Origin of the sequence: Kaistia dalseonensis (genome assembly GCF_030814715.1) — a bacterium.
Lineage (GTDB): Bacteria > Pseudomonadota > Alphaproteobacteria > Rhizobiales > Kaistiaceae > Kaistia > Kaistia dalseonensis.
The window spans coordinates 46,581-62,495 of the sequence record NZ_JAUSVO010000002.1 but is presented as its reverse complement, the minus strand read 5'-3'; the positions used below and the strand labels follow the sequence as shown (position 1 = coordinate 62,495).

14 protein-coding genes are annotated in these 15,915 nt (G+C 64.2%); 3 read left to right on the top strand and 11 right to left on the bottom strand.

Features of this window, described 5'->3' with window-relative positions; translation table 11 throughout:
• The first annotated feature begins 19 nt into the window (after positions 1 to 19).
• Complete coding sequence (locus QO014_RS06475; RefSeq protein ID WP_266347859.1) at positions 20 to 973, top strand: tyrosine recombinase XerC; 954 nt, start codon at positions 20 to 22, stop codon at positions 971 to 973.
• 101 nt (positions 974 to 1,074) lie between these two features.
• Here QO014_RS06475 and QO014_RS06470 read toward each other — a convergent pair whose 3' ends face one another.
• Positions 1,075 to 1,872 (bottom strand): class I SAM-dependent methyltransferase, encoded by a 798-nt coding sequence (locus QO014_RS06470; protein WP_266347858.1) that lies wholly within the window; start codon positions 1,870 to 1,872, stop codon positions 1,075 to 1,077.
• Between the two features lie 117 nt (positions 1,873 to 1,989).
• Here QO014_RS06470 and QO014_RS06465 point away from each other — a divergent pair, with 117 nt between their 5' ends.
• Together QO014_RS06465 and QO014_RS06460 are read left to right on the top strand one after the other, a co-directional pair.
• A complete protein-coding gene (locus QO014_RS06465) occupies positions 1,990 to 2,781 on the top strand; it encodes a helix-turn-helix transcriptional regulator (RefSeq protein ID WP_266347857.1) in 792 nt (263 codons plus the stop codon).
• 182 nt (positions 2,782 to 2,963) lie between these two features.
• Entirely contained in the window at positions 2,964 to 3,944 is a 981-nt protein-coding gene (locus QO014_RS06460) for a DMT family transporter (protein ID WP_266347856.1), read from the top strand.
• On the opposite strand, the gene QO014_RS06455 is transcribed toward QO014_RS06460, so the two are convergent.
• The 10 genes from QO014_RS06455 to mdh form a co-directional block, all read right to left on the bottom strand.
• On the bottom strand, positions 3,945 to 4,754 hold the full coding sequence (locus QO014_RS06455; protein WP_266347855.1) for a GNAT family N-acetyltransferase: 810 nt from the start codon (positions 4,752 to 4,754) through the stop codon (positions 3,945 to 3,947).
• A gap of 51 nt (positions 4,755 to 4,805) precedes the next feature.
• On the bottom strand, positions 4,806 to 6,059 hold the full coding sequence (locus QO014_RS06450) for an Hsp70 family protein (protein WP_266347854.1): 1,254 nt from the start codon (positions 6,057 to 6,059) through the stop codon (positions 4,806 to 4,808).
• A 191-nt stretch (positions 6,060 to 6,250) separates the two neighbouring features.
• Positions 6,251 to 7,654 (bottom strand): dihydrolipoyl dehydrogenase, encoded by a 1,404-nt coding sequence (gene lpdA / locus QO014_RS06445; protein ID WP_266347853.1) that lies wholly within the window; start codon positions 7,652 to 7,654, stop codon positions 6,251 to 6,253.
• Positions 7,655 to 7,678: 24 nt separating this feature from the next.
• Positions 7,679 to 7,993: a DUF2442 domain-containing protein gene (locus tag QO014_RS06440; protein ID WP_266347852.1), complete on the bottom strand. Its 315-nt coding sequence runs from the start codon at positions 7,991 to 7,993 to the stop codon at positions 7,679 to 7,681.
• On the bottom strand, positions 7,990 to 8,244 hold the full coding sequence (locus tag QO014_RS06435) for a DUF4160 domain-containing protein (protein ID WP_266347851.1): 255 nt from the start codon (positions 8,242 to 8,244) through the stop codon (positions 7,990 to 7,992). The genes QO014_RS06440 and QO014_RS06435 overlap by 4 nt, the downstream gene beginning before the upstream one ends.
• 38 nt (positions 8,245 to 8,282) lie before the next feature.
• Positions 8,283 to 9,530, bottom strand: a complete 1,248-nt coding sequence (gene odhB / locus QO014_RS06430) for a 2-oxoglutarate dehydrogenase complex dihydrolipoyllysine-residue succinyltransferase (protein WP_266347850.1) — start codon at positions 9,528 to 9,530, stop codon at positions 8,283 to 8,285.
• Positions 9,531 to 9,623: 93 nt separating this feature from the next.
• The gene (locus QO014_RS06425; protein ID WP_266347849.1) at positions 9,624 to 12,593 is read right to left on the bottom strand and encodes a 2-oxoglutarate dehydrogenase E1 component; all 2,970 of its coding nucleotides are present in this window, start codon (positions 12,591 to 12,593) and stop codon (positions 9,624 to 9,626) included.
• A 106-nt stretch (positions 12,594 to 12,699) separates the two neighbouring features.
• Positions 12,700 to 13,584: a succinate--CoA ligase subunit alpha gene (gene sucD, locus QO014_RS06420; RefSeq protein ID WP_266347848.1), complete on the bottom strand. Its 885-nt coding sequence runs from the start codon at positions 13,582 to 13,584 to the stop codon at positions 12,700 to 12,702.
• Entirely contained in the window at positions 13,584 to 14,783 is a 1,200-nt protein-coding gene (gene sucC, locus QO014_RS06415; RefSeq protein ID WP_266347847.1) for an ADP-forming succinate--CoA ligase subunit beta, read from the bottom strand. The genes sucD and sucC overlap by 1 nt, the downstream gene beginning before the upstream one ends.
• 30 nt (positions 14,784 to 14,813) lie before the next feature.
• A complete protein-coding gene (gene mdh, locus QO014_RS06410; RefSeq protein ID WP_266347846.1) occupies positions 14,814 to 15,779 on the bottom strand; it encodes a malate dehydrogenase in 966 nt (321 codons plus the stop codon).
• Positions 15,780 to 15,915 lie beyond the last annotated feature (136 nt).

The following is a 15,915-nucleotide window of genomic DNA, read 5'->3' as shown; positions in this document are numbered from 1 at the left end:
CCGGCATCATGATCAGCTCATGACCGCCGCCGCGCCGCTCGTCATTGCCGCCCGCGACACGCTCGACCAGATCGAGGCGTGGGGCGAGCATCTGCGTGGCGAAAGGCGGCTCTCGCCCAAGACGCTCGAGGCCTACTCGCGCGATCTGGAGCAGTTCCTCTCGTTCCTGACCATGCATATCGGCAATCCGCCGACGGTCGCTGACCTCGCCGATCTCAGGACCGGCGATCTGCGCGCCTTCATGGCGAGCCGGCGCAAGGAGGGGGCAGGGGCGCGGACTTTGGCGCGGGGGCTGGCGGGGATCCGCTCCTTCATGGGCTTCCTGGAGCGCGAGGGCCTCGCCAATGGGGCTGCCTTCCGCGCCATGCGGGCGCCGCGACAGCCGAAGACCCTGCCGAAACCGCTCGCGTCGAGTGCCGCGCGCCGGGTGGTCGATGCCGACGAGCAGCTCGATGCTGAACCTTGGGTTGCCGCGCGCAACGCCGCCGTGCTGGCGCTTTGCTATGGCTCGGGGTTGCGCATATCCGAGGCGCTGGGCATCCGCCGCGCCGATGCGCCGCTTTCGGGCGAGGGCGTGCTGCGCGTGACCGGCAAGGGTGGCAAGACACGACTGGTCCCGGTGCTGCCCGTGGTGGCCGAGGCGATCGCCGAATATCTGCGCCTCGCCCCGATGCAGCCCAAGCCTGAAGGCCCGCTCTTCCTCGGCGTGCGGGGCGGACCGTTGAAGGCGCGGATCATCCAACTCGCCATGGCGAAGATGCGCGGTGCGCTCGGTCTTTCCGATAGCGCCACGCCGCATGCGCTGCGCCATTCCTTCGCGACGCACCTGTTTTCGAATGGCGGTGATCTGCGCGCCATCCAGGAGCTTCTCGGCCATGCCAGCCTGTCGACGACGCAGATCTACACTGCCGTCGACACGGAGCGCCTTCTCCAAGTTTTCGAGAAGGCCCATCCGCGCGCCGGACGCCTCTAGATCGTTTCGGCGTTTCAAGGAAACGCCGAAACGATCTATCTATTTGACTTGTCGGGTTTCCTTCACGCGAGCCGGTGTCGCCTTCGCTCGGAAAAGCGCTTCTAGAGTGCCTTCAGCTCGAACACGGCCGTGTCGATCGTGAAGGTGCCGTTCGGCTGAACCTCGAAATGTGCGCGCACCGGGTCCGAGACGGCTGCCTGCAGCGCGCGGATCGCGTCGACGAAGACTTTGGGTGTGCGCATGCGGCCGATCCAGCTATCGAAATCGAGCCAGAGCCGGCGCCGTGTCACGCCGGTCAGGCCGAAGCCGGCTTCCGAAGCGATGGCGACCCATTCGGCGGCCGTATAGTCGCGAACATGCGAGGGATCGCGCAGCATCTCGAAGGTCTGCAGGAAGGTGTCGAGCACCGCGCTTTCCGGCGCGATGGCATCGGCGAACCCCGCGACCCCGTTCGGCTTCAGCACGCGCCGCGCTTCACGCACGCCCTGGCGGACATCCTGCCAGTGATGCGCCGAATAGCGGCAGAGGACGACATCGAAGCTCGCATCGGGAAAGGGCAGCGTCTCGGCCGGTCCCTGCACCGTCGTCAGGTTGCCGATCCCGCGTTTCGCCGCCTCGGCGCGGACCGCCGCCAGCATGTCCGACGAGAGATCATAGGCGGTCACGGACCCCGCGATCGCGGCGGCGGCATAGCTGACATGGCCGCCACCGCAGCCGAGGTCGAGCACCTTGGCGCCCGGCGCGATCAGCGCCGCGAGCTGCCCTATGTCATCGCCTCCGGCATGGGTCAGGCTCGCGACATAGGCGCTCGCCTGCGTGCCGAACTGCTGCACCACGAGCGCATCATGGCCGACGCCTTGTGGTGGGGTCTGTTCTTCCTGCGTGCTGGTCTGGGACATGGCTTTCGTTCCGACGGGACGATCCTGAGGGTGATGATGATCGCTCCACACCCTTTCGGTAAGCCGGAACGATAAACGCGTACCAGATCCAATCTTATCCTGGTATAACTCACTTCCATGATCGCACCGACCGACAAGGCGCGCCGGGAGGAACTCGGCGAGTTCGTCCGCGCCCACAGGGAGCGGCTGCAACCCTCCATGTTCGGTATCGATCCGGGCGCCCGCCGTCGCACGCCGGGCCTGCGGCGGGAAGAACTGGCGCAGCTCTGTGGTGTCAGCGCGACATGGTATAGCTGGATCGAGCAGGGCCGCGACGTCTCCGTCTCGGCCACCGCGCTTGGTCGCCTCGCGCGCGTCATGCGCCTTTCGCCTGCCGAGCGCGCCTATCTGTTCGACCTCGCCGGCAAGCGCGATCCGCAACTGAGCGACGAAATCGCCGAGGCCGATCTCCCGGCCGGGCTGATCGATGCGCTTAGCCTGATGGCGACGCCCGCCTATCTCATCGACCGGTCCTGGACGGCGCTGGCCTGGAACGCACCGGCCGAGCGTCTCTTCATCGGCTGGCTCAATGGCGGCGAAACACGCAATTTGCTGCGCTACATCTTTCTCGATCCGCATGCGCGCGCGCTTATCCAGGATTGGAGCGAGAGGGCGCGCCGTGTCGCGGCGGAGTTCCGCGCCGATTACAGCCGGCATATCGCGGCGCCCGAGATGCGGACGCTCGTCGACGATCTGAGCCGGGCGAGCCCGCTCTTCGCCGAGGCCTGGGACGCCCATGCCGTGGTTGATCGCGAGGGCGGCGAACGGACCTTCACCCATCCGGTCGACGGCTTCCTGCGCTACCGGCAGATCACGCTGCTGCCCGCGCGCCATCCCGATCTGAAGCTGGTGATCCTCACGCCGGCCTGATGACTTCGCATCTGCGAGATCTGCGGATGACAAGGCAGCCTTGCGATGATATACAGTATACCAAGATCGAGCTGATTGGCTATGTGACTGTATCATATCGCTGAATTCGAGCTCAGGCCGGGTGTTGCCTCGCTGGCGGGGCGAGCACCTCTTCACAAAACGACCTATCGAATGGAAGCCCCATGACGAGCACGGCCGTCCCGGCGGACACTCTGAGCGCGATCGCCGCACGGCGCAGCATGATGATCGGCTATCTCTATGCCATCATCGGCGCCTTGCTGTTTGCCTCGAAGGGTATCCTGATCAAGCTCGTCTACCAGCACGGGCTCGATGCCGAGACGATCCTGACGTTGCGCATGCTGTTCTCGCTGCCCTTCTATCTGGTGATCGGCATCGTGACCGTGGCGGAATATCGCCGCATCGGCCGCGCGCTGCCCGGCATAGGGCTCGTGGTCAAGTCGATCCTGGTCGGCCTGCTCGGCTATTGGCTCTCTGCCTATCTCGATTTCATCGGCCTCGAGACGATTTCGGCCCAGTTCGAGCGGCTCATCCTCTACACCTATCCCTTCTGGGTCGTGCTGTTTGGCGTCGCCTTCTTCGGCCAGCGGGCGAAGCCCACGGCGCTGCTCGGCTTCGTCGTTTCCTATGCCGGCCTTGCCCTGATCTTCACGCAGATGACGGCGGCGCCCGGCCAGGATGTCGTCTTCGGCGTGCTGGTCATACTGGGCGCAGCGATCGCCTTCGCCCTCTATCAGCTGTTCGCCAAGAACCTGATCGCAACCGTCGGCCCGCAGCTCTTCACCTGCATCGCCATGATCGGCGCGGCCGCAATCATCATCGGCCAGTTCGCGCTGACCCATCCGATCTCTGCGCTCGCGGTCAACCACACCGTATTGATCTACTCGATCATCCTCGCCGTCGGAACGGCCGTGCTGCCCGCCTTCTTCATGAATGCGGCGCTGCAGCGCATCTCGGCGCAGGCCAACGCCACCATCGGCATGCTCTCGCCGGTCTGCACCATCTTCCTCGCCATGGGCATTCTGGGCGAAATGCTGACGCCGACCGACTGGGTCGGCACGGTGCTCGTCATTGCCGGCATCGCCTGGTTCACCGTCTTCGACCGCCGCAAGGCCGAGACCACCGCGGAAGCCGCCGTCAACTGATCAGCGCGGCACCGGCGCGAGGAGCCTCGCCTCCTCTTCGCGCGAGATCCGCGCGAAGAGGTATGAATGCTCGACATCAGGCCGCAATCCGCAGGCGATCTGCATCTTCATCGACGGCTGGTTGCCATCCTCGATGCTGGAGATGAAATGCGTGGGGCGGCCGCGCCGGGTCGATAGCATCACAGTGCTCGCGGATATCGCCGCGCCCAAGCCCCGGCCGCGATACGCTCCGTCGATCGCGACGCCATTCAACTGATACCAGCCGCGCCGCCGGCCATGGGCCTCGAGCGGCAGCAGGGAGGCGAAGCCGACGATACGGTGTTTTGCATCCCGTATGACGATGCCGCACGACGCAGGATCGACGATCGCGTCCTGCGGCATCGGCACCAATCCGCCCTTGAATTGCAGCTGTTGGATCTCGACGACGTCCTGCTCGCCCGCGCCGTCGAGCGGTGCCAGCGTCAAGCCGGTGGGCGATGCGAAGCTCCGCATCAACGCCTCGCTCCGGCCGAGGACGTCGGGCGCACCGCCGGAGAGCGCCGACAGACCGGCCTTGACCTCGAAGCCACCCTCGACCAGTTGGCCCGCGCGCTTCGATGCCTCGGCCTGCGGCAGATAGATCATCGCGCGGCCGAACTGGCGGATGACCACCGCGGCTGCGTCCGGTGCCGCGCCGGCCTCCTCGAACAGATAGATGTAGCGCCCGTCCGAGGCGAGGTCCGCCCGCTCTGCGATCATCGCCGACAATGCAGCCGTCTGGTCGAGCGTATGGCGCTGCAGGGCGGTCCAGAGGCGATCAGCGTCGGTCATGGTTGATGCCTCAGGCCGCAGGGGCCCGCTGCGAGCGGGGCGTCATGATGGTCAGGCCGCGCGGCCATAGCGGTTCGCCGCTTCGATGGTGAGGCCCATGCCGACCGATCCGAATGTATCGCCATCGACCACCCGCGCCTCGGGGACCGTCGCCAGGATCGCTGCATGGACGTGAGCGAGGCGCGTCGATCCGCCGGTGAGGAAGACGGCATCGATCTGGTCGGCCTTCAGCCCGGCATCGCGCAGGCAATCGCCGATGCGGTCGGCAATGCGGCCGGCGAGGTTCTCTGTCTGGCGAACCAGCGTCTCGCGATCGATCGCGCTTGCCAGGCCGCGCTCGACCCAATCGAGCAGCAATTGCACCTTCGGCTCGTCGGAGAGTGCGATCTTGGCGCCCTCGACATCGATGGCGAGCCTGTGGCCACCGCGCTCATCGACGACATGAATCAGCCGCGCGATGAGCTCGGGGTGGGCGGCGTCGCGGCGCACCTCCTGCAACTGGTGCATGACACCGCGCTCATAGAGCCGGTTGATCGTCGACCAGGTCGCGAGGTCGTGGAAATAGCCCGATGGCACGGGCAGGCCGGCGCGCTTCATGCCGCTGCCGAAGCCGAGCAGCGGCATGACCGTGCCGAGGCTGAGCTGCTTGTCAAAATCGGTGCCGCCGACGCGGATGCCGTCATTGGCCAGGATATCGTCGACGCGTTCGGCGCGGCCGCGCCGTTCGGGCCCGATGCGGACGATGGAGAAATCCGATGTGCCGCCGCCAATATCGGCGATGAGCGCGACCTCCTCGGCATTCACCTGCCGCTCATAATCGAGCGCCGCCGCGATCGGCTCATACTGGAAGGATATCTCGGAGAAGCCAACCTCGTGGGCGATCTTGCGCAGCGAATCCTCCGCCTTGCTGTCGCCAGCGGCGTCGCCATCGACGAAATGGACCGGGCGGCCATGCACGACGGCCTCGATCTCATGGCCTGATGCCGCCTCGGCACGGCGCTTCATCACCGCGATGAAATGGGCAATGACCGAGCGGAAGCCGACGCGCGCGCGGCCGACCTGCGTCGTCTCGTCGATCAGCGGATTGCCGAGCACGGATTTCAGGCTGCGCATCAGGCGGCCGTCATTGCCGTCGACATAAGCGCGGATGGCAGCACGGCCGACCAACGGCGCGGCGTCGCGGGCATAGAAGATGGCGCTCGGCACGGTGACGTCGCCGCCTTCCAGCGGGACGAGTTCGGGCTGCGCGGATGCTATGCCCAGCGTCGTATTGGACGTGCCGAAATCGAGGCCGCAGGCTGCCATGTCGAGGGCTCCGGAAAAAGTGGATCGGTTTCGGGGAAAGGGCTGGTCTGGTTAAGGGCTTCGGCCATGCCGATCAAGCCCGAATCTTCGGCGCCCGTGCCTGCCCTGCATCGGATCGCGGCAATGCCCCCAAACGAAAAGGGCGGCCCGCCGGGAGCCGCCCTTTGCTTTACTGCGGAAACAGGCTGCGATCACATATGGATCGGCTTGAACCAGGCGGCGAGCGCTGCCTCCTTGACGCTCTCCGACATGGTCGGGTGCGCATGGGTCGAGCGGCCCAGATCTTCCGCGGAGCCGACGAACTCCATCGCCACCACGATTTCGTGGATCATCTCGCCGGCGCCCTTGCCGACGATATGGCCGCCGAGGATCTGGTCAGTCTTGGCGTCGGACAGGATCTTGACGAAGCCATCGGTCGCCAGCATGGCGCGAGCGCGGCCATTGGCGGAGAAGGGAAACTTGCCGACCTTGTAGTCGATGCCCGCCGCCTTCAGCTCTTCCTCGGTCTTGCCCACGGTCGCGACTTCCGGGCTCGTATAGACGACGCTCGGGATCGCCGCGTAGTTCACATGGCCGGCCTGTCCGGCGATGATCTCGGCGACCGCGACGCCTTCATCCTCGCCCTTATGCGCCAGCATCGGGCCGGCGATGACGTCGCCGATCGCGTAGATGCCGGGGACATTGGTCTGATAATGGCCGTCGACCTTGACGCGCTTGCGCTCGTCGAGCTCGACACCGACCGCTTCGAGGCCAAGACCTTCGGTGTAGGGACGACGGCCGATCGCGACGAGCACGACATCGGCCTCCAGCGTCTCGGCGGCGCCTTCACCACCCTTGGCGGGCTCGACGGTGACCTTCAGCGTTTCGCCGCTGGTGTCGACGGCCGTGACCTTGGTGCCGAGCTTGAAGGCGAAGCCCTGCTTCTGCAGCAGGCGCTGGAACTGCTTGGCGACTTCGCCATCCATGCCGGGCAGGATGCGATCGAGGAATTCGACCACTGTCACCTCGGCACCGAGGCGACGCCAGACCGAGCCGAGCTCGAGGCCGATGACGCCGGCACCGACGACCAGCAGCTTGCCGGGAACCTTGTCGAGTTCCAGAGCGCCGGTCGAGGTGACGATGCGCTTCTCGTCGATGGTCACGCCGGGGAGGGGAGCGGAATCCGAACCGGTCGCAATGACGATCGATTTGGCTTCCAGCGTCTCGGTCTGGCCGTCTTCCTTCGTCACCAGCACCTTGCCGGGAGCAAGGATCGATCCGGTGCCGATATAGCCGTCGATCTTGTTCTTCTTGAACAGGAAGGCGACGCCCTCGACGTTTGACTTAACCGTCGCGTCCTTGTGGGCGAGCATGGCGCCGAGGTCCAGCTCCGGCGGCGCGACCTTGACGCCAAGCGCGCCGAGATGGCCGACTTCCTCGAACATCTCAGAGGCATGCAGCAGCGCCTTGGACGGGATGCAGCCGATATTGAGGCAGGTGCCGCCATAGGTGGCGCGCTTCTCGACGACGGCGACCTTCAGCCCGAGCTGAGCCGCCTTGATGGCACCGACATAGCCGCCCGGGCCGGAACCGATAACGATGAGATCGTAGGACATGAAATTATGCTGACCAGGAAAGGGTTATTCGGCAGCCGTGCGCTGGGATCTGAAGCGCTCGGCCAGTTCATGGACTATTCGGGTTTCGAGATCGATCCGTATACTATCGGCTCCCAAGTCGATCTCATGTCCGACATGGTCGAGGTTCCAGCCGACGGCGCGACCGTTCTCGCCAATCGAGACCTTGTCGAAGAATGATCGATCCTTGAGTGGCTCGAATAGCGTGCCATTGTCGATGTCGCCAGTCAGATCGAGTTCGCCTGCCAGGCCATCGTCGAAGGTCACGTTCAGCACCGGATAGCGAACGGGCTCGACGGAGACGATGCGATAGCTTTTCATTCGATCATGCCTCCACCAAAGCGCCCGGCGCGAAGTTCTTCCCAAATATGGGCAACTTCGCCTTGATGCGCCAGCAGCCACGCGCGGATCGACTTGGCTTTGTCGCGTGGGAGAGATCCCTGCAATGTATCGCCCGTAGCGATCGATATCTGCGCCTCAAAACCCGCAAAGATGGCGTGAAGATGCGGCGGCAGATGATCTTTGGGATAAAGGACGATCCTGACCCCATCTACGATTGCGATCGTCGGCATCAGGATTGAACGCCGACGATCATCATGGAATTCCGTCCTCAGAGGTCGAGGATGATCCGCTGCGGATCTTCCAGGCTCTCCTTGACGCGAACGAGGAAGGTCACGGCTTCCTTGCCGTCGACGACGCGGTGATCATAGGAAAGCGCCAGATACATCATCGGGCGGATCTCGATCTTGCCGCCGATGACCATCGGCCGCTCCTGGATCTTGTGCATGCCGAGAATGCCGGACTGCGGCGCGTTCAGGATCGGCGTCGACATCAGCGAACCGTAGATGCCGCCATTGGTGATCGTGAAGGTGCCGCCCTGCATCTCGTCGATCTTGAGCTGTCCGTCGCGGGCGCGCTTGCCGTAGCCAGCGATCGTCTTCTCGATTCCGGCGAGCGAGAGCTGGTCGGCGTCACGGACCACCGGCACGACGAGGCCCTTGTCGGTGCCGACCGCGATGCCGATGTGGTAATAGTTCTTGTAGACGAGATCGGTGCCGTCGATCTCGGCGTTCACCGCCGGGATGTCCTTCAGCGCCTGGATCACGGCCTTCACGAAGAAGCCCATGAAGCCGAGCTTTGCGCCGTGCTTCTTCTCGAAGATATCCTTGTACTGGCTGCGCAGAGCCATGACCGCGCTCATGTCGACCTCGTTGAAGGTCGTGAGCATGGCGGCGGTGTTCTGCGCGTCCTTCAGGCGGCGGGCGATCGTCTGGCGCAGCTTGGTCATGCGCACGCGCTCTTCGCGCGCCGCATCGTCAGCCGGCGAGGGGGCACGGAGCTGGACCGGAGCGGCCGGTGCGGCGACCGGCGCGGTCGCGCCAGCGGCAATCGCGCCGAGCAGGTCGCCCTTGGTGACGCGGCCATCCTTGCCGGAGCCTGCGACGCCCGACGGATCGACGCCGGTTTCGGCTGCGAGCTTGGCGACGGCCGGGCCGTTTGCACCGGCGGCGACGGTCTTGGCAGGCGCTGCGGCAGGGGCCGGAGCGGTGGGCGCGGCGACGGGAGCCGGCGCAGGGGCCTTGGGAGCCTCGGCCTTGGCAGCCGGCTTCGCGGCGCCAGCACCCTCGGCAATCGTACCGAGCAGTGCGCCAACGCCGACCGTATCGCCGTCATTCGCGGCAAAAGCCTCGATCACGCCAGCGGCGGGCGAGGGAACCTCGATGGTGACCTTGTCGGTCTCCAGCTCAACGAGCGGCTCATCGACGGCGACGGCATCGCCGACCTTCTTGAACCAGCGCCCGATCGTCGCCTCGGTCACGGATTCGCCGAGGGTAGGTACGCGGATTTCGGTTGCCATGGCTCTAGTCTCTGCCGTTCGATTTCTTGGGACTGTTCCAGTTCTGCGACTGGCGTGGATAAAGAAGGGCGGCGCCAAGCGCCGCCCGATTTCTTAAGCGAGTGCGTCTTCGAGGAAGGCGCTCAATTGAGCCAGATGCTTGGACATCAGGCCCGTCGCGGTCGCCGCCGATGCCGGTCGACCGGCATAGCGGGCGCGGCTGGCCGCGCCACCCACCTGATTGAGCACCCATTCCAGATTGGGTTCGACGAAGGACCAGGAGCCCTGATTCTTCGGCTCTTCCTGGCACCAGACGATCTCGGCATTCTTGAAGCGGCCGAGCTCGGCGACGAGCGCCTTGAGCGGGAACGGATAGAGCTGTTCGACGCGCAGCAGATAGACGTCGTTGATGCCGCGCTTCTCGCGCTCTTCATAGAGGTCGTAATAGACCTTGCCGGCCGTCAACACGACGCGACGGATCTTGTCGTCGGGAACGAGCTTGATCGGCTCGTCCTTCAGGAATTCCGCGTCGTCCCAGAGCAGGCGATGGAAGGAGCTGATCGGTCCGAACTGGGCGATATGCGAGATGGCCCTCTTGTGGCGCAGAAGCGACTTCGGCGTCATCAGGATCAGCGGCTTGCGGATATCGCGGTTCAACTGCCGGCGCAGGATGTGGAAGTAGTTCGCCGGCGTCGTGACGTTGGCGACCTGCATGTTGTCTTCGGCGCACATCTGCAGATAGCGCTCGAGGCGGGCCGAGGAATGCTCCGGACCCTGGCCCTCATAGCCATGCGGCAACAGGCAGACGAGGCCCGACATGCGCAGCCACTTGCGCTCGCCCGACGAGATGAACTGGTCGAACACGACCTGAGCACCGTTGGCAAAGTCGCCGAACTGGGCTTCCCACAGCGTCAGCGCGTTCGGCTGGGACAGCGAGTAGCCATATTCGAAACCGAGCACGGCCTCTTCCGAGAGCATCGAATTGATGACCTCGTAACGGGCCTGGCCTTCCTGGATATTGTTGAGCGGGATGAAGCGCTCTTCGTTTTCCTGGTCGTAGAGCACCGAATGGCGCTGCGAGAAGGTGCCGCGCTCGACATCCTGACCCGACAGGCGGACCGGATGGCCCTCGACGGTCAGCGTCGCGAAGGCGAGCGCCTCTGCTGTGGCCCAATCGATGCCGACGCCTGTCTCGATCGCCTTCTTGCGGTTGTCGAGGAAACGCTGAACGGTGCGATGGACATGGAAGTCCGACGGCACCTCGGTCAGCTTGGCGCCGATCCGCTTCAGTTCGTTGATGTCGAGGCCCGTCTTGCCGCGACGCGGCTCGTCATCCTCGTTGGCGACCTTGAGACCCGACCAGACGCCGTCCAGCCAGTCGGCCTTGTTCGGCTTGTAGGATTGGCCCGCCTCGAACTCGATCTCGAGCTTGGAACGCCAGGCGGCCTTGGCCGTCTCGACTTCTTCGGCCGTCACCAGACCTTCGGCAATCAGCTTCGCCGAATAGATCTCGACGATCGCGGGATGATTGCGGATGTTCTTGTACATCAGCGGCTGGGTGAACGCCGGCTCGTCGCCTTCGTTGTGACCGAAGCGGCGATAGCAGAACATGTCGATCACGACCGGCTTGTGGAACTTCTGCCGGAATTCGATCGCGATCTTGGCGGCGTAGACGACTGCTTCGGGATCGTCGCCATTCACGTGGAAGATCGGCGCCTCGATCATCTTGGCGACGTCGGACGGATAGGGCGAAGACCGCGAGAAGCGCGGATTGGTCGTGAAACCGATCTGGTTGTTGACGATGAAGTGGATTGAGCCGCCGGTGCGGTGTCCCTTCAGGCCGGAAAGGCCGAAGCACTCGGCAACGACACCCTGGCCGGCAAAGGCCGCGTCGCCATGGATCAGCAGCGGCAGCGTGCCGGTGCGGATGTAGTCCTGATGGATATCCTGCTTGGCGCGCGCCTTGCCGAGCACGACGGGATCGACGATCTCGAGATGTGAAGGATTGGCCGTCAGCGACAAGTGCACCTTGTTGCCGTCGAACTCGCGGTCCGACGAAGCACCGAGATGGTACTTCACGTCGCCCGAACCCTCGACGTCGTCAGGTGCGTAGGAGCCGCCCTTGAACTCGTGGAAGAGCGCGCGATGCGGCTTGGCGAGCACCTGGGTCAGGACGTTCAGGCGGCCGCGATGGGCCATGCCGACGACGATTTCCTGCACGCCGAGATTGCCGCCGCGCTTGATGATCTGCTCGAGCGCCGGGATGAGCCCCTCGGCGCCGTCAAGGCCGAAGCGCTTGGTGCCGGTGAACTTCACATCGAGGAACTTCTCGAAGCCCTCGGCCTCGATCAGCTTGTTCAGGATCGCCTTCTTGCCCTCGGGCGTGAAGGTGATCGCCTTATCGGGCCCCTCGATGCGGCCCTGGATCCAAGCCTTCTCGACCGGATCGGAAATGTGCATGAACTCGACGCCGAGCGTCGAGCAATAGGTGCGCTTCAGAATCTCCAGCATCTCGGGGATGGTGGCGAATTCGAGCCCGAGCACGTTGTCGATGAAGATCTTGCGCGAATAGTCGGCCTCGGTGAAGCCGTAGGAGGAGGGGTGAAGCTCCTCGTGATCGCCCGATGTCGCGATATGCAGCGGGTCGAGATCGGCATGCAGATGGCCGCGCATGCGATAGGCGCGGATCATCATGATCGCGCGGACGGAATCGCGCGTCGCCTGCAGGATAGCGGCTTCCGAAACGGGGGCGGCGGTGGGCGCAGCCTTGGCCGCATCCTGCGCCTTCGCCTTCAGCTTGTCGGTGACGATCTTCTCGATCTGTCCCCAATTGCCGTCCATCGCGGAGACGAGTTCGCCATTCGCATGGATCGGCCAGTTCGGCTTCGTCCAGGTGGCGCCGCGGGCTTCCGCGACGACCGCACTGGGATCATCCTTGAGGGCGGCGAAAAAATCCTGCCATTCGGCGTCGACCGAAGCCGGATCGCTCTGGTAGCGGGCATACAGATCTTCGATATAGGCGGCATTGCCGCCATAAAGGAAGGATGAGGTTGCTAAGGCCGAGTTGGCTTGCTCGCGTGCCATGGTGATGCGAGGAGCACGTCGCCCCTCTCTCCTTGATCCGCGCGGCGCCCTCGCCGCGCACCCGATAATGTCTCCGACATTCGCCCCCGAATGTCGGCCTTCCAGTCTATCCCTTCAAGACCTCAACCAAGGTCTTTCCAAGGCGAGCGGGCGAAGGCGAAACCCTTATCCCCGCAGCTTCCATCGCCGCGATCTTGTCCTCGGCGCCGCCCTTGCCGCCCGAGATGATCGCACCGGCATGGCCCATGCGACGTCCCGGAGGTGCCGTGCGGCCGGCGATGAACCCGACCATCGGCTTCTTGCGGCCACGCTTGGCTTCGTCCTTCAAGAACTGTGCCGCGTCTTCCTCAGCCGATCCGCCGATTTCGCCGATCATGACGATCGACTGCGTAGCATCATCGGCCAGGAACATTTCCAAAACGTCGATGAATTCGGTTCCCTTGACAGGATCACCACCAATACCGACCGCAGTCGTCTGGCCGAGACCTTCGTTCGAGGTCTGGAAGACAGCCTCATAGGTCAACGTGCCAGAGCGCGAAACGATGCCGACGGATCCGGTCTTGAAGATATTCGCCGGCATGATGCCGATCTTCGATTGCCCGGCCGTGACGATACCGGGGCAGTTCGGCCCGATCAGGCGCGACTTCGAGCCCGACAGCGCGCGCTTCACCTTCACCATGTCGAGGACGGGAATGCCCTCGGTGATGCAGACGATGAGCGGGATCTCGGCGTCGATCGCCTCGCAGATCGCGTCGGCGGCGCCGGGCGGCGGGACGTAGATCACCGACGCGTCGGCGCCGGTCGCTTCGCGGGCTTCGGCAACGGTATCGAACACCGGCAGGCCGAGATGGGTCGAGCCGCCCTTGCCGGGCGACGTACCGCCGACGACCTTGGTGCCGAAGGCGATGGCCTGCTCGGAGTGGAACGTGCCGTTCTTGCCGGTGAAGCCCTGCGTGATGAGCTTGGTATTCTTGTCGATCAGGATGGACATCAGACAGCTTCCTTCACGGCCTTGACGATCTTCTGGGCGGCATCGTCGAGGTCATCGGCGGGAATGACGTTCAGGCCGCTCTCGCGGATGATCGTCTTGCCTTCCTCGACATTGGTGCCTTCCAGGCGAACCACGAGCGGAACCTTGAGGCCGACTGTCTTCACCGCGGCGATGACGCCGCGTGCGATGACGTCGCACTTCATGATGCCGCCGAAGATGTTGACGAGGATGCCCTTCACCTTCGGATCCGAGGTGATGATCTTGAAAGCCGCCGTGACCTTCTCTTCCGAGGCGCCGCCACCGACGTCGAGGAAGTTGGCCGGGCTTTCGCCATAGAGCTGGATGATGTCGAGCGTCGCCATGGCGAGGCCAGCGCCGTTGACCATGCAGCCGATCGTGCCGTCGAGCGCGATATAGGCCAGGTCGAACTTGGAGGCCTCGATCTCCTTCGCGTCTTCTTCCGTCTCGTCGCGGAGCGCGACGATATCGGGATGGCGATAGAGCGAGTTCGAGTCGAACGAGACCTTGGCGTCGAGAACCTTGAGGTTGCCGTCCTTGGTGACGATCAGCGGGTTCACTTCCAGCATCGCCATGTCCTTGGCGACAAAGGCGGTATAGAGCTTCGCGACGACGTCGTTGGCCTGCTTGGCGAGCGCGCCGGAGAGGCCGAGCGCCTTGGCGACCGTCAGGCCGTGATGCGGCATGATGCCGGTCGCGGGATCGACGGAGAAGGTCTTGATCTTCTCGGGCGACGAATGCGCGACTTCCTCGATATCCATGCCGCCTTCCGTCGAGACGACGAAGGAGATGCGCGAGGTGGCGCGATCGACGAGGATCGAGAGGTAGAACTCCTTCTCGATGTCGGAGCCGTCCTCGACATAGAGGCGGTTGACCTGCTTGCCGGCCGGGCCGGTCTGCACGGTGACGAGCGTATTGCCGAGCATCTGGCTCGCAAACGCCTTCACTTCCTCGATCGACTTGGCGAGGCGGACGCCGCCCTTCTCGCCGGCTGCTTCTTCCTTGAACTTGCCCTTGCCGCGACCGCCGGCATGGATCTGCGACTTGACGACCCAGAGCGGGCCGCCGAGTTCGCGCGCAGCGGCTTCAGCTTCGGCAGCGGAGAAGATCGCTACGCCGCGGGAGACGGGGGCGCCGAATTCCTTCAGCACCGCCTTCGCCTGATATTCGTGGATATTCATGAGTACCGCCTTTGGGGCTGGGGTCTTAAATCAGGCGCCGAGCGCCGGGGCGATCTTCACGCAGGCGTCGACGAGGCTCTCGACCGACGCAACCGACTTGTCGAACATGACCTGCTCGGCCTTGTTCAGCTCGATCTCGATGATGCGCTCGACGCCATTGGCGCCGATCACGATCGGGACGCCGATGTAACGGCCCTTGATGCCGTACTGGCCATCGAGATAGGCGGCGGCCGGAAGGACGCGCTTCTTGTCCTTGAGATAGCTCTCCGCCATCACGATCGCCGAGGCGGCCGGGGCGTAGAAGGCCGAGCCGGTCTTCAGCAGGTTGACGATCTCGGCGCCGCCGTCGCGCGTGCGCTGGACGATCTCTTCCAGGCGGCCCTTCTCGATCCAGCCAAGCTTGACGAGGTCGGTGAGCGGGATGCCGGCAACCGTCGAATAGCGGATCAGCGGCACCATCGTGTCGCCATGGCCGCCGAGCACGAAGGCCGTCACGTCCTCGACCGAGACCTTGAATTCCTCGGCGAGGAAATAGCGGAAGCGGGCGCTGTCGAGCACGCCGGCCATGCCGACGACCTTGGAGGCGGGCAGGCCCGAGAACTTCTGCAGCGCCCAGACCATCGCGTCGAGCGGGTTGGTGATGCAGATGACGAAAGCGTTCGGGGCATATTTCTTGATGCCGGCGCCGACCTGCTCCATCACCTGGAGGTTGATGCCGAGCAGATCGTCTCGGCTCATGCCGGGCTTGCGCGGCACGCCGGCCGTTACGATGACAACGTCGGCATCCTGGATGGCCGCATAGGATGACGCGCCGGAATAGGCGGCATCAAACCCTTCGACCGGGGACGCTTCGGCGATGTCGAGCGCCTTGCCCTGGGGAACGCCGTCGGCAATGTCGAACAGAACGATGTCGCCCAGTTCCTTGATGCCCGCGAGAAGGGCGAGCGTGCCGCCGATCTGACCGGATCCGATCAAAGCAATCTTGGCTCGAGCCATGTGCAAATTCTCCCGATGGAGGTTACCTGAACGTAAGGTCCACAGTCGTATGGCGGCCGGAACGCGCGTGGGATAACGCGATTGGATAAAGCGCGCAAGCCGAAGAAAAACAATGCCAGCGGAAATTCATAATATT